Genomic DNA, 12,242 nt, shown 5'->3' on the forward strand with positions numbered 1-12,242 from the left:
ACGGCCCCAGCCGTATCCCGCCCCGATGGCGCACCATGGAGGACAAGCGTAGGGGGATATAAACACGCAAACCCGTCATGGGGGCGTGGAGCGGAGAAGAGAGGCTGAGAGCATGGTCTTCGCATCTTGGACCACCCCCGGGGTCTTCACCGGCCGGGGTGGCACCCGCACCGTGGAGGCAGGCGTCCTCACCGGCGACCTGACCGTCCACACCACCTGGGACGGCCGCAGGGCCGATGTGGCGGTGCAGTACAGCGGCACCTCCCAGTGGTTCACGCTCAGCGGCAGCCCGGTGCCCTGCCGCTCCGAGCGCGCCAGCCGGGACCTGCACCAGGAGGTCGTCGAATCGATCAAGGTGGGCGCCGAGGCGACCGTGCCCCAGTTCCACCAGACCGCCAGTTCGTAGCGGCACCCCGGACGGCGGTACGACGAGCCGGGTCAGGCTTCCAGGGCGGCGCTCACGCTCGGGTAGCAGGGGATCAGGCCGGTGAGCCCGACGATCTCCAGGGTGCGCAGCACGGGTCTGCGCACCCCGGCCAGGCGCAGCCAGCCGGCCGGTGCGTGGGCCTGGTGGGCGGCGATGAGGACATTGATGCCGCTGGAGTCCATGAAGCCCACCCCGGTGAGGTCGGCGACCGTGCGCGGGGTGTCCGTGGTGGCCGCGGGCATCAGCGCCCGCCGCAGGACACCGGCCGTCCGGTGGTCGACCTCACCGGCCACCGTGACGACGACGGCTCCGCCCAGCGGCGCCCGGCCGACCGCCAGCCCGTCCGGCTCCAGTGGTTCGTCGATGCTCGCCATGTCCGTCACCCGCACCTCGGCCCTGTTCGAAGGTTCCGCAAGTTCTCTGCCCGGCTCCCGCTCACCGGCCACCTGCCCCGATTTCCCCGGACGATGCCGCTCCGGTGCCATCCGGCAGTGGCTCTCGGCGCTCCAGCCAGGCGCGCGGCACGGCCGTCACGCCGGTGCGCGCGGCCACGATGCCCCCGGCGATGGCGCAGGTGGTGTCCACGTCGCCGAGCCCCTCCGCCGTGCTCCACAGGGCGGCCTCCAGGTCGCCGGGGTGGCGGGCGGCGCACCACACGGCGAACGGGACCGTGTCGTCGGCGCGGATCCGCCGCCCGCTGCCGAGCAGGTCCGAGGCGCGCCACGGCTCGGTGGCGAAGGGCACCTCGGCGGCGCGGGCCAGCCCCTCCCGGACCGTGCCGTCCGGGGTCAGGGCCGCCACCTCGGCGACGGTCAGGGTGCCGCGTGCGGACAGCGCGGCCGCGACCGCCACGGCGACCGCTCCGGCGATGCCCTCGGGATGGGCATGGGTGACCTCCGCGGAGCGCGTCGCCTGCGCGACGACCCGGGGGAGACTGCCGTGGAAGAACGCGCCGAGCGGCGCCACCCGCATCGCCGCGCCATTGCCGAGGCTGCCCTCGCCGCCGAACAGCTCGCGCGCGAACTCCCGCCAACGGTCGGGCAGTTCGAGCAGGCGCGGCAGCAACTGGTGCATGCCGTGGCCGTATCCCCGGGCGGGATCGGCGTCGTAGCCGAGCGCGAAGGACCGGGCCAGTTCGCGCGGGCGGATCTCGCCGTGCTCGTCCAGCACCCGCAGCACGGCGAGGGCCATCGCGGTGTCGTCGGTCCAGTGCCAGGGCGTCTCCTCGGGGGCCTGCCGGGCGCGTATCTCCCGCAGGGCCCGGCGGGGTTCGCGAAAGAGCGGGAACCAGCGTTCGCCGAAGGCGTCGCCGAGCGCCAGGCCCTCCAGGCTGCGGCGGGCGGCGGCACGGTCCGTGGTCGCGGTGACGGTCATGGTCCCGATTCTGCCCGGCGCATCACAGCGGTGTGGCGGCGTGCAGCAGAAACGCCAGGGTGAGCGCGGAGTTGGCCGAGAACATCGCGGACAGGGCGGCCCCGGTCGCCGCGGTCCACACCGCGAGACCGGCCGCCGTGAACAGGGACGGCCAGGCGCGGACGGCGGGTTCGGGGCCGAGCAGGGCGGCGACCCGGCGGGGGAGCGGCCCCGGCGCGGCGAGCAGCGTCGGCGCGGGCGCGGGGCCGGTGGTGGCCAGTGCCGCCCTGCCGATCGCGTGGGCCACCACCCGGCGGCTGCCCACGGCCCGCGCGGCCTCCTCGTCCGCCCAGCGCTCCGCCGTGTACGCCACCGCCGTGCGCAGCGGCAGCAGGAACGGGTTGGCGCAGGCGGCGAGTTGGACCAGCAGCAGATGGCGGTGGTGCCGGGCGGCGAGATGGGCCCGTTCGTGCGCGAACAGCGCGCGGCGCTCCCGCGCGGCCAGCGACCCGAGCATCCCCCGGGACACCACGATCCGGTCCCGCCGCCCGCCCGGCAGCGCGTAGGCGTACGGCGCCGGGTCCGGCAGCACGGCCACCTCGGTGCCCGGCAACCCGGCGAGCGCCCGGTGGGCCCGCCGCCGTACCCGTACATGACGCGCCAGGGTGCGGCCGCACGCGGCGAGGACCGCCAGCAGCGCGGGGATGGCGGCCTTGCCCGCGATCTCGTGCCGGGGCACGCTCTCCCGCACCTCCGGGTCGGACCAGCCGTCCGGCAGCGGATTGCCGGGCAGTTGGGCGGTGCCGACCACCATCAGCAGGGCCAGGCACACCGCGCTGCACAGCGCCAGCACGGTGGACACCGACGTCAGCAGCACGGTCGCGGTGCGCGGATGCAGCCGCTGTTCGGCCAGCCGGGCGATCGGCCAGGCGGTCAGCGGCAGGACCAGGGGCAGGAAGACGAAGATTCCCATGTGCGCTCAGCCGTCGCCGAATTCCAGCAGCTCGCGCAGCAGCCGCTCGTCACCCTCGGGCAGCGCGGTGATGAAGCTGGCCAGCACCGCGTGCCGGTCCTGCTCGCCGTCCAGCACCCGGCGCATCTTCAGCGCGGCCAGGCCCGCCTCGTCCGCGGCCGGCAGCCAGACGAAGGAGCGGCCCTCACGCCTGCGGGTGACGGCGTTCTTCGCCAGCAGCCGGCCCAGGACCGTCATCACGGTCGTATAGGCGAGCCCGGCGGCCAGATGGTCGCGCACCCAGCCCGCGGTCACCGGAGCACCGGCCTCGTGCAGCGCCCCGAGCACCCGTGTCTCCAACGCCCCCTGCGCCCTGCGCCGACGGTGCGCGTCCGGCTCCGCCACCCGCGTTCTCCCTTCTCTCGCCCGGCCGTCCGGGTGCCTCAACCCCTCGTGCCGAAGGAGCGTCACATCGTACAGAGCGGACCTGCGACGGCTTTCTTCTACAGTGTTGTAGATTCGCACCGGCGAACCGGTGAGGGCGACGAGAGCAAGGGAGCGGACCCGTGTCGGTCAACCTGAGCAAGGGTCAGCGGATCAGTCTGGACAAGGCGGACGGCGGCGCGCTGGACGCCGTGCGGATGGGCCTGGGCTGGCGGGCCGCGCCACGCAAGGGGTTCCTGGCCAAGCTGGCCGGAGCCCGGGAGATCGACCTGGACGCCTCCGCGCTGCTGTTCGCCGGCGGCCAGCTCGCGGACGTCGTCTTCTTCCGCCATCTGGCCAGCGACGACGGCTCGGTACGACACCTCGGCGACAACCTCGTCGGCGGCGCGGGCGCCGGGAGCGACGACGAGGTCATCCTGGTGGACCTGGCGCGTGTCCCGGGCCATGTCGACCAGATCGTGTTCACCGTCAACTCGTTCACCGGGCAGACCTTCGGCGAGGTGCGGGACGCCTTCTGCCGGCTGGTCGACGAGCGGACCGGCACGGAACTCGCCCGCTACACCCTCAGCGGCGGCGGCGCGTACACGGCGCAGATCATGGCCAAGCTCCATCGCACCGGCACCGGCTGGCAGTTGCAGGCACTCGGCGCACCGGCCTCGGGCCGCACCTTCCAGGACCTGCTGCCCGCGATCGCCGCGCACCTGTGACGCTTCTTGATCAAATCATTGCGCGCGCGTGGAACCGGTGACGGACGGAACACGTTGATCATCATGGACGCGGATTCCCGCGGTGTCTCTGGAGGACATGCATGAGCACGACCCTGACCAAGGGCGGCAATGTGTCGCTGAGCAGACAGGCCCCCGGTCTGACTGCCGTGACGGTCGGGCTGGGCTGGCAGGCCGAGGACGGCTACGAGCCGGACGGCAGCGCGCTGTTGTGCGACGCCTCGGGCCGGGTGCTCTCCGATGAGCACTTCGTCTTCTTCAACAACCCGAGCAGCCCCGACGGTTCGGTCCGCCACGACGGCCAGGGCCGCCCCGTCGGCGGGGACGACCAGCGGATCAGGATCGACCTCACCCGGCTTCCGGACGCCGTGGAGAAGGTCGTCTTCCCGGTCTCCCTGTACGACGCGGCGGGCCGCGGCCACACCTTCGGACAGGTGCGGCGCGCCCATATTCGCGTCCTCGACCAGGACGGCGACACCGAACTGGCCCGCTACGAGGTGACCGGCGGCGCCCTCGCGCACGAGACGGCACTGGTCCTCGGCGAGCTGTACCGGCACGGCGCGGAGTGGAAGTTCCGCGCGGTGGGCCAGGGTTACGCCTCCGGGCTCGCGGGCATCGCGGGTGACTACGGGGTGTCGGTGCTGGGGGAGGCGGCGGCACCCGAACCGGCGCCGCACAAGTCCCCGGCACCGCACAAGTCCTCGGCGCCGCCCGGAGCGGAACCGGCGCCCCACCAGGCTCCGGCCCCGCCTCCCGCCCCGCCGCCTCCCGCCCCCCTGCCTCCCGCCCCGCCGTCGGCACCCGTACCGGTGCCGCACGCCCCCGCGTCCGCCGTGTCCCCGCATCCCACCGGGAGTTCCCCCATGACCTGTTTCTTCGACCCCAACCACGGCCCCGGTATGACGACCGTGACATGGTCCCCGCAGTGGGGCGTGCCCCGGCCCGTCCAGACCTGCGGCGGCTGCGCCCAGCGGGTGCAGACCACGGTGCCGCCCTTCTACACCCCGCCCCAGCAGGGCTACCCCCAGCCGGTGGCACCGGGCTACCCGCAGCAGGGCTACCCCCAGGGCTATCCCCAACAGGGCTATCCGCAGCAGGGCTACGGGCAGCCGTACGACGACCGCGGGCACGACTACCACCACCACGACCACGAAGAGCACGGCGGCGGCCGCCGGTTCGGCACGGGCGCGCTGATCGGCGCCGGTGCGGCCGGACTCATCGGCGGCGCGCTGCTGAACGAGGCGTTCGACGACGACGAACCGGACGTCGTCAACAACTTCTACGAGGACTGACGCCGACTGACGCCCGCCTCGGTCCCCGCGGCGGTCCGGTCCCGGCCCCGGACCGCCGCCGGGGCCGGACGCCTACACTGGGTCGGCGCATATGCGTCGGCTGTGCTGAGGGCGGGGACGGGAGTGGATCGTGACGGACAACGCCGGGGGGTACGACGATCCGCCCGCCGAGGTGCTGACCGCGGCCGCCGCCGCGTTTGCCCTGCTCGCCTCCCCCGCCCGGCTCCATCTGATGTGGGCCCTGTCCCAGGGTGAGAGCGATGTCACGCACCTCGCCGACCGGGTGGGCGGCGCCCTGCCCGCGGTCAGCCAGCATCTGGCCAAGCTGAAGCTCGCCGGACTCGTCCGCTCCCGCCGCGAGGGAAGGCGGCAGGTCTATTACATCGACGATCCGGACGTGCTGACCCTCGTGCGTGTGATGGTCGGCCAGCTGACCGCCCGCGCCCGGGGCACCGCCGCCCCCGTTCGCCGGCTGCACGGGATCGGCGGCTGAGCGTCACCGGCCCGCCCGGCCACCGGGCACCCGGCCCAGGTAAGAGCGCTCGCCTGTACGCTCCGCTCACAGACGGGGCGCGTAGACTCCGGCTGCCGTACCACCCGCCCAGGGCCCGCCGGTGCGATGAGATGCCTCACCTGTGAATCTCGTGTGCATCCCTGCTGGTCCGGGTCATTTGTTTGTTAGATTGCGCAACTACGCAATCGAGATGGGGCGGCACGTCACCGCCTCGTACACACCACCGCGCATGCCAGGTCGCAGCGTCGACGGCCCGGCCCGACCGTTCAGGGGAGTGGGAGATGAGCGACCCGTGGGACGGCCCGGCCGGCCAGGCCACGCGCCGCCGTGACCGGCGGGTGCCCGGCCAGCGGGCCTCCGAGCCGGACGCGGCACGTGCCGAGGCGGCACCCTCCGAGGCCCGCCCCCAGGGCGGCCGGGCCGCGGCCCGTGAGGCGGCCCGCTCCCGCGGCGGAAAGCGCGCCCGCAGGGGCAGGGCCCGCCCGGTGCCCCGCGCCAGGCGCGTGCTGAAGATCGCCGCGATATCGCTGTCGGCGCTCATCGTGGTCACCGCCGGTGCAGGCTGGTGGTTCTACGACCATCTCAACGGCAACATCCACAGCCTCTCCCTCGACGGCAAGGGCGGCACCGAGAAGCCCGACGCCTTCGGCCGCACCCCGATCAACATCCTGGTGATGGGTTCGGACGGGCGCACCAACGCGGCCGACTGCAAGCTCGGCGGCGGCTGCTCCAAGACCGGGGTGCAGACCGGCAGCAACGCGGACGTGGAAATGGTCGTACACATATCCGCCGACCGCTCCAACGCCACCGTGATGAGCATCCCGCGCGACACCATGACGCAGGTGCCGGGCTGCAAGAACCCCGAGAACGGCCAGTCCACCCCGGGCTACTTCGGCCAGATCAACAGCGCACTCCAGTACGGGCCCGCCTGCCAGGTGGAGACCGTCCACCAGCTCACCGGCATCACCATCGACCACTTCGTCAAGCTCGACTTCTCCGGCGTGGTCAAGATGTCCGACGCGGTCGGCGGCGTCCCCGTGTGCGTCAGCGACAACGTGTACGACACCTACTCGCACCTGAAGCTGTCCAAGGGCTCCCACACCCTCAAGGGCGTGGCGGCCCTGGAGTTCGTGCGCTCCCGGCACGGTTTCGGCGACGGCAGCGACCTGGGCCGTACGATCTCCCAGCACATCTTCCTCAGTTCGATGATCCGCAAGTTCAAGAGCGCGGGCACCCTCACCGACCCCGGTGCCGTCTACGACCTCGCGGACGCCGCCACCAAGGCGCTCACCGTGGACAACGGCCTCGACACGGTGAAGAAGCTGATCGGGCTCGCCTCGGACGTGAACAAGGTGCCCACCAAGCGGATGACCTTCACGACCATGCAGACGGCGGCCGACCCGGCCAATGACAACCGCGTGGTGGTGGGTCCCGGCGCCAAGACGCTCTTCGCCACCATCGCCGGGGACCAGTCCCTGACCACCGGGTCCGGCGGCAAGAGCGCGGCGGCCTCCGCCACCAAGAAGGCCACCACGCCGAGTGTGCCCGCCGCGCGGATCGCGGTGACGGTGGAGAACGGCACCGCGGTCACCGGCCGCGCCTCCGCCATCGCCACCGCGCTCACCGACCAGGGCTTCAGCTCCGGCACCACCACGGCCAACGCGCCGAGCCCGTCGGCGACCACCACGCTCACCTACGGCGACGGGCAGAAGGGCGAGGCCCAGACGGTCGCCAAGTCGCTCGGACTGTCCGGCTCGCACCTCAAGCAGGGCACCGGCACCGGCCTGACCCTGGTCATCGGCGGCGACTGGACCTCCGGCACCGCGTTCCCGGGCGGCTCCGCCGGGAGTGCCGACACCAAGACGGCGGTCTCCAACGCCCATGCCTCCACGGCCGACCAGGCCAAGACGTGCGCCAAGGTCAGCCCGTACAAGACCGTCACCCTCAACGGGGTCTCCATGACGCCGTCCGAGGCGTACGCGGAGGCCAGGAGCAAGCCGGACTCAGACTCCTGACCTCGGCTCCTGACCTCGGGCCCCTGAGTTCGGGTGCCGTCAGGAGGGCCGCTGCGAGGCCGCCGCGTCGGGGCGCAGATCGGCGAGGGTGAGCGGATGTGCGGGCGGCTCGGGCAGCGCGATACGGGACGTGACACCGAGGCCGCGGTCCACGCGCAGCAGTTCGCCGGACGCCAGCGGCCGCCAGTGCGTGCTCTCGTCCAGGGGCTCGCTGGCCACGACGACCGACGACAGCTCGGCCAGCGCCGCCGAGTGCACCCGCAGCCGCCCGTGCCGTCCGGTGTGGTCCAGATGACGTGAGCCGTGATGGCCGCCCGCGGGCCGCTCCAGGACGTACAGCTCATGGGTGTCCGGGTAGCGCAGCGCCCACAGTTCGTCGGCCGTGACGAGGATGACGTTCAGCGCGAACAGCGGCAGGTTCTCGGCGACCCAGCGGGCCGCCGTCACGAGTCCCGCGGACACGTCACCGCCGTTCGCCTCGGTCTCCCGGGTGACGAGGGCGAAGAACCGCTCGGAGTCGGTGTCCCCGTGCACCAGGGCGCGGTCCTCGCCCAGGTGACGGTCGAGCAGGTCGAGCCCCTCGATCACCCCGTTGTGCGCGAACAGGCGCCCGCGCTGCTCGAAGGGGTGTGTGTTGCGCAGGTCCAGGCCGCCCGTCGAGGCGTACCGGATGTGCGCGAGGAAGGTGGCCGACTCCACCTCCCGGGCCTCCTCGGCGAAGGCCCGGTCCGCATAGGCGGCGATCGGCGCCTTGTGCACCTCGGGTGAGCCGTCGGCGGCGTAGTACCCGAGGCCGGTGCCGTCCGGCTCGCGGTGGCTCTGCGCGCTGAGGCTGTCGGGCGCCTCCAGCAGCCAGAAGGTGGCACGGGTGCGCCGGGGCGCGCTGGTCAGCCCGAACAGACGGCACACGGGGTCCTCCGAGGTGACGGCTCCGCCGAACAAAAGGTCAATCCGTTCATACCCCAGGCAAAAGGAAGATACCGGTAAGAGGGGTAAGAGTCATGGGAACCTGAAGGAAGCGCAATGCATCCCGTTTTCCCCACGGAATCCCCCCGAAGCGCTGCACAGTGTGGGGGTGCGGTCACCCGGCCGTCACCAGCACTACGCACCATGCACAGCACCATGTACAAAGGGGGACCTCTGTGTCCGTTTCTGTTCTCACGACCGTCCGTCGGCTGAGCGCCGCCACCGCCGTGGCGGCGGCCGTCGTCGGCGCCGCGGCGCTGCCCGCCGCGGCCGCCGGCCACCACTCGGGCCGCTCGCACGGCGTGGTGTACATCAGCAATGTGCGGTACGACAGCACGGGCCGGGGGGCCCGTACCAACGTCGCGCTGAACCAGCAGTGGGTGGCCGTCACCAACGAGTCGCGCAAGGCGGTGAACCTCAACGGCTGGTCCCTGTCGGACGCCGCCGGGCACTCCTTCACCTTCCACCACTACTCCCTCGGCGCCCGCGCCACGGTCCGCGTCCACACCGGCGTCGGCCGTGACACCAGGTCCGACCTGTACCAGGACCGCCGCTCCCAGGTCTGGGACAAGTCGGACACCGCCAAGCTGCGCAACGACCGCGGGCGCCTCGTCGACCAGGTCTCCTGGAACCAGCACCGCGCCACGGGCCACCCGCGCCAGGGCGGCGGCCGCCACTGAACCATGACCGGCTGAGGTGAACGGTGCGGGCGGTGCGCGGCTCCCGGAGCGGCGCGCCGCCCGTCGGTGTGACGGCGGTTCAGAGCACGGACGCCAGGGCCTGTTCGAAACTGGGGTGGCGGAAGGCGAAGCCCGCCTTCGCCAGCGCCGCCGGGACGGCACGGGTGCTGTAGGTGAGGGTCGTCGCGAACTCCCCGAGCGCGGCGCGGAGCGCGAAGGCGGGGGCGGGGACGACGGCCGGGCGGTGCAGGAGACGGGCCATCACCTGGGTGACCTCGCGCTCCGGCAGGGGCTCGGGGGCCGTGAAGTTGACCGGCCCCGACAACTCGTGGTGGTCGAAGGTGAATCGCAGCGCCGCGATGTGGTCGGTCAGCGAGACGAACGGCCAGTACTGCTCCCCGGACCCGATCCGCCCGCCCAGCCCCAGCCGGAACAGCGGCATCATCCTCCCGAATGCCCCGCCCTCGCCCGCGACCACCAGCCCGGTCCGCGGATGCACCACGCGGATTCCCGCATCCCGGGCCGGGACGGCCGCGGCCTCCCAGTCGGCGCAGACGGATGCCAGGAAGTCGTCCCCGGGCGGCGCGCTCTCGTCCACGATCCGCTCGCCCGTGTCGCCGTAGTACCCGGTCGCGGACGCCGACACGAGCACCCGCGGCGGCACCTCGGCCCCGGCGCACGCCCGCGCGATCGTCCGGGTCCCCCGCACCCGGCTCTCCCGGATCTCCCGCTTGTACGACGTGCTCCACCGCCGGTCCCCGACCCCGGCCCCCGCCAGATGGACCACCGCGTCCACCCCCTCAAGCCGCACCCCGTCCCCGGCCGGGTCCCAGCTCACCGTCTCGCCGCCGTCCCCCGGATCGCGGCCCGCGCCCTCCCGGACGAGCCTGACGACCTGATGCCCGTCCCCCACGAGGGAACGGACGAGGGCGGAACCGATGAGCCCGTGGGACCCGGTGATCGCGACGCGCATGGCGTCCTCCTGAGGTGGCGAGATGGTGCGGTGTCTCCCCGGATTCAAACCCGGACGGACCCGGTTCGCGGCGCACGCCATGGCTTTTCCGGCGCGCGTTCTCGAACCCCGCGCCCCCGTCCCGCCCCTGCTGTCCCGGGCCCCCCGACGGCCCGCGCGGACCCGGTGGTAGAGGGGCTGTGGGGTAGGGTACGGATTGGTTTAACGTTCAGCTTGAGGAGGGTCCATGGCTCAGCAGGAGCGAGCTGTGCGGACCCGACGGGCTGTACTGGAGGCCGCCGCCGGGGTGTTCGCCGAGCGTGGCTATGCCGCGGCGACCATCGCCGAGATACTGAACCGGGCCGGTGTCACCAAGGGCGCGCTCTATTTCCATTTCGACTCCAAGGCCGCCCTCGCCCGGGGTGTGCTGGAGGAGCAGATCTCGGCCGAGTACCACGTCCCCCGGGAGCTGAAGCTCCAGGAGTGGGTGGACGCGGGGATGACCCTGGCCGACCGGTTGCCGCGGGAGCCCCTGCTGCTCGCCGCGGTCCGGCTCTCGGCCGACCTCCAGGGGCGGGACGTCTTCGGCAGCGCCTGGCCGGCCTGGGCCGAACTCACCGCGTCCCTGCTGGCGGAGGCCAGGGCCAGGGACGAGGTGCTGCCGCATGTGGTGCCGGAGGAGACCGCGCAGGTCTTCCTCGGGGCCTGGATAGGGGTGCAGTTCGTCTCGCAGGCCGTCGCCGACTGGGCCGATCTGGACGAGCGGATGTCGGCGCTCTTCGACCATCTGCTCCCCGCCATCGCCGCCCCGTCCGTCCTGGTCCGCCTCGACACCGCCCCGGACCGCGGTGCCCGGGTGATCGAGGAGGCCCGGCGCCGATCGCGGGCCGCGCTCGCCGGTGCCTCCAGCTGAAACGTCACAGCCCCGGGCCGCCCGTCGGCCGACCGGCCTCTTCGGTCCGCGCCCCGTCACCCGAACCAGCCGCTCGGGAAAGGCTGTCACATGACCTGGGAGTGGGACGAGACCCTGTTCGCCGGAGCGGCCGAGCACTATGAGCGCGGCAGGCTGCCGTACGCCCCCGGCCTGGTGCCCCTGCTCGCCGGGGCGCTGTCCGCCGACGGCCGGGGCCGCCTGCTCGACGTGGGCTGCGGTCCGGGCACCGTCACCGTCCCGCTGGCCGCCCTGTTCCGTGAGGCCGTCGGCATCGATCCCGACCCGGGGATGATCCGCGCGGCCGAACGCCGGGCCACCGCCGCGGGGATGGCCCGGCGGATCCGCTGGGCACGGCTGCGCGCCGAGGAACTCCCGGCCGGGCTCGGCCTGTTCGACGCCGTGGTCTTCGCGCAGTCCTTCCACTGGACCGACCGCGCCCGGGTGGCCCGCACCGTTCGCGCGATGCTCGGGACCGGCGGCGCGCTGGTCCACCTCGCCGACCTCAAGGGCGAGCGCCGGACGGCCGGGGGGTCGCCGTACCCCGCCGTGCCTCAGGAGCGCATCGCCGCGCTGGTCAAGGAGTACCTCGGGCCCGTCCGCCGGGCCGGCCGCGGGCTGCTGCCAAAGGGCACCCCCGGGGACGAGGCCCGGATCCTGGCGGAGGCGGGATTCCACGGCCCCGAGCGCCATGTCGTGCCCGGCGGCGAGGTGTTGGAGCGCACCGACGATGACGTCGTCGCCTGGACCTTCTCGCACTCCTTCGCCGCCCCGCACCTCTTCGGCCCCCGCCTGGACTGCTTCGAGACGGACCTGCGCGGGCTGCTCGCGGAGGTCTCCCCGGCGGGGCGTTTCGCCGAGCGGGCCCCCAGTACCGAGGTCTTCATCTGGCGGAATTCCGGACCGGTTTGATCCGCTTGGGACGCGGTACAGGCCACGAGATATCCGGTGCGAAAAACATACTGGCGGTCACTACGATGTGATCCCTAAG

14 protein-coding genes are annotated in these 12,242 nt (G+C 72.9%); 8 read left to right on the forward strand and 6 right to left on the reverse strand.

What is annotated here, in order from left to right; all coding sequences use genetic code 11:
* Positions 1-112: 112 nt before the first annotated feature.
* On the forward strand, positions 113-406 hold the full coding sequence (locus ACLF5H_RS06765; protein WP_421675139.1) for a hypothetical protein: 294 nt from the start codon (positions 113-115) through the stop codon (positions 404-406).
* Between the two features lie 32 nt (positions 407-438).
* On the opposite strand, the gene ACLF5H_RS06770 is transcribed toward ACLF5H_RS06765, so the two are convergent.
* From ACLF5H_RS06770 to ACLF5H_RS06785, 4 genes are all read right to left on the reverse strand, one after another.
* Positions 439-801 (reverse strand): STAS domain-containing protein, encoded by a 363-nt coding sequence (locus ACLF5H_RS06770; RefSeq protein WP_421675140.1) that lies wholly within the window; start codon positions 799-801, stop codon positions 439-441.
* Positions 802-862: 61 nt separating this feature from the next.
* Positions 863-1,801 (reverse strand): ADP-ribosylglycohydrolase family protein, encoded by a 939-nt coding sequence (locus ACLF5H_RS06775; RefSeq protein WP_421675141.1) that lies wholly within the window; start codon positions 1,799-1,801, stop codon positions 863-865.
* A gap of 22 nt (positions 1,802-1,823) precedes the next feature.
* Complete coding sequence (locus ACLF5H_RS06780) at positions 1,824-2,753, reverse strand: M56 family metallopeptidase (RefSeq protein ID WP_421675142.1); 930 nt, start codon at positions 2,751-2,753, stop codon at positions 1,824-1,826.
* Between the two features lie 6 nt (positions 2,754-2,759).
* Positions 2,760-3,137 (reverse strand): BlaI/MecI/CopY family transcriptional regulator, encoded by a 378-nt coding sequence (locus ACLF5H_RS06785; protein WP_421675143.1) that lies wholly within the window; start codon positions 3,135-3,137, stop codon positions 2,760-2,762.
* Positions 3,138-3,298: 161 nt separating this feature from the next.
* Here ACLF5H_RS06785 and ACLF5H_RS06790 point away from each other — a divergent pair, with 161 nt between their 5' ends.
* The 4 genes from ACLF5H_RS06790 (at position 3,299) to ACLF5H_RS06805 (ending at position 7,722) form a co-directional block, all read left to right on the forward strand.
* Positions 3,299-3,883, forward strand: a complete 585-nt coding sequence (locus ACLF5H_RS06790) for a TerD family protein (RefSeq protein WP_421675144.1) — start codon at positions 3,299-3,301, stop codon at positions 3,881-3,883.
* A gap of 101 nt (positions 3,884-3,984) precedes the next feature.
* Complete coding sequence (locus ACLF5H_RS06795) at positions 3,985-5,193, forward strand: TerD family protein (RefSeq protein ID WP_421675145.1); 1,209 nt, start codon at positions 3,985-3,987, stop codon at positions 5,191-5,193.
* 130 nt (positions 5,194-5,323) lie between these two features.
* The gene (locus ACLF5H_RS06800; protein WP_421675146.1) at positions 5,324-5,686 is read left to right on the forward strand and encodes an ArsR/SmtB family transcription factor; all 363 of its coding nucleotides are present in this window, start codon (positions 5,324-5,326) and stop codon (positions 5,684-5,686) included.
* Between the two features lie 302 nt (positions 5,687-5,988).
* Positions 5,989-7,722 (forward strand): LCP family protein, encoded by a 1,734-nt coding sequence (locus ACLF5H_RS06805; protein ID WP_421675147.1) that lies wholly within the window; start codon positions 5,989-5,991, stop codon positions 7,720-7,722.
* A 39-nt stretch (positions 7,723-7,761) separates the two neighbouring features.
* On the opposite strand, the gene ACLF5H_RS06810 is transcribed toward ACLF5H_RS06805, so the two are convergent.
* Complete coding sequence (locus tag ACLF5H_RS06810) at positions 7,762-8,631, reverse strand: class II glutamine amidotransferase (RefSeq protein WP_421675148.1); 870 nt, start codon at positions 8,629-8,631, stop codon at positions 7,762-7,764.
* A gap of 233 nt (positions 8,632-8,864) precedes the next feature.
* On the opposite strand from ACLF5H_RS06810, the gene ACLF5H_RS06815 reads away from it, so the two are divergent.
* A complete protein-coding gene (locus tag ACLF5H_RS06815; protein WP_421675149.1) occupies positions 8,865-9,368 on the forward strand; it encodes a lamin tail domain-containing protein in 504 nt (167 codons plus the stop codon).
* A gap of 79 nt (positions 9,369-9,447) precedes the next feature.
* Here ACLF5H_RS06815 and ACLF5H_RS06820 read toward each other — a convergent pair whose 3' ends face one another.
* Positions 9,448-10,341 (reverse strand): TIGR01777 family oxidoreductase, encoded by an 894-nt coding sequence (locus ACLF5H_RS06820; RefSeq protein ID WP_421675150.1) that lies wholly within the window; start codon positions 10,339-10,341, stop codon positions 9,448-9,450.
* 226 nt (positions 10,342-10,567) lie between these two features.
* On the opposite strand from ACLF5H_RS06820, the gene ACLF5H_RS06825 reads away from it, so the two are divergent.
* Positions 10,568-11,233, forward strand: a complete 666-nt coding sequence (locus ACLF5H_RS06825) for a ScbR family autoregulator-binding transcription factor (RefSeq protein ID WP_421675151.1) — start codon at positions 10,568-10,570, stop codon at positions 11,231-11,233.
* Between the two features lie 90 nt (positions 11,234-11,323).
* Positions 11,324-12,163: a class I SAM-dependent methyltransferase gene (locus ACLF5H_RS06830; RefSeq protein WP_421675152.1), complete on the forward strand. Its 840-nt coding sequence runs from the start codon at positions 11,324-11,326 to the stop codon at positions 12,161-12,163.
* Positions 12,164-12,242: the final 79 nt, after the last annotated feature.

This window comes from Streptomyces sp. LaBMicrA B280 (assembly GCF_049222185.1).
In the GTDB taxonomy this organism is placed as follows: Bacteria; Actinomycetota; Actinomycetes; order Streptomycetales; family Streptomycetaceae; genus Streptomyces; species Streptomyces murinus.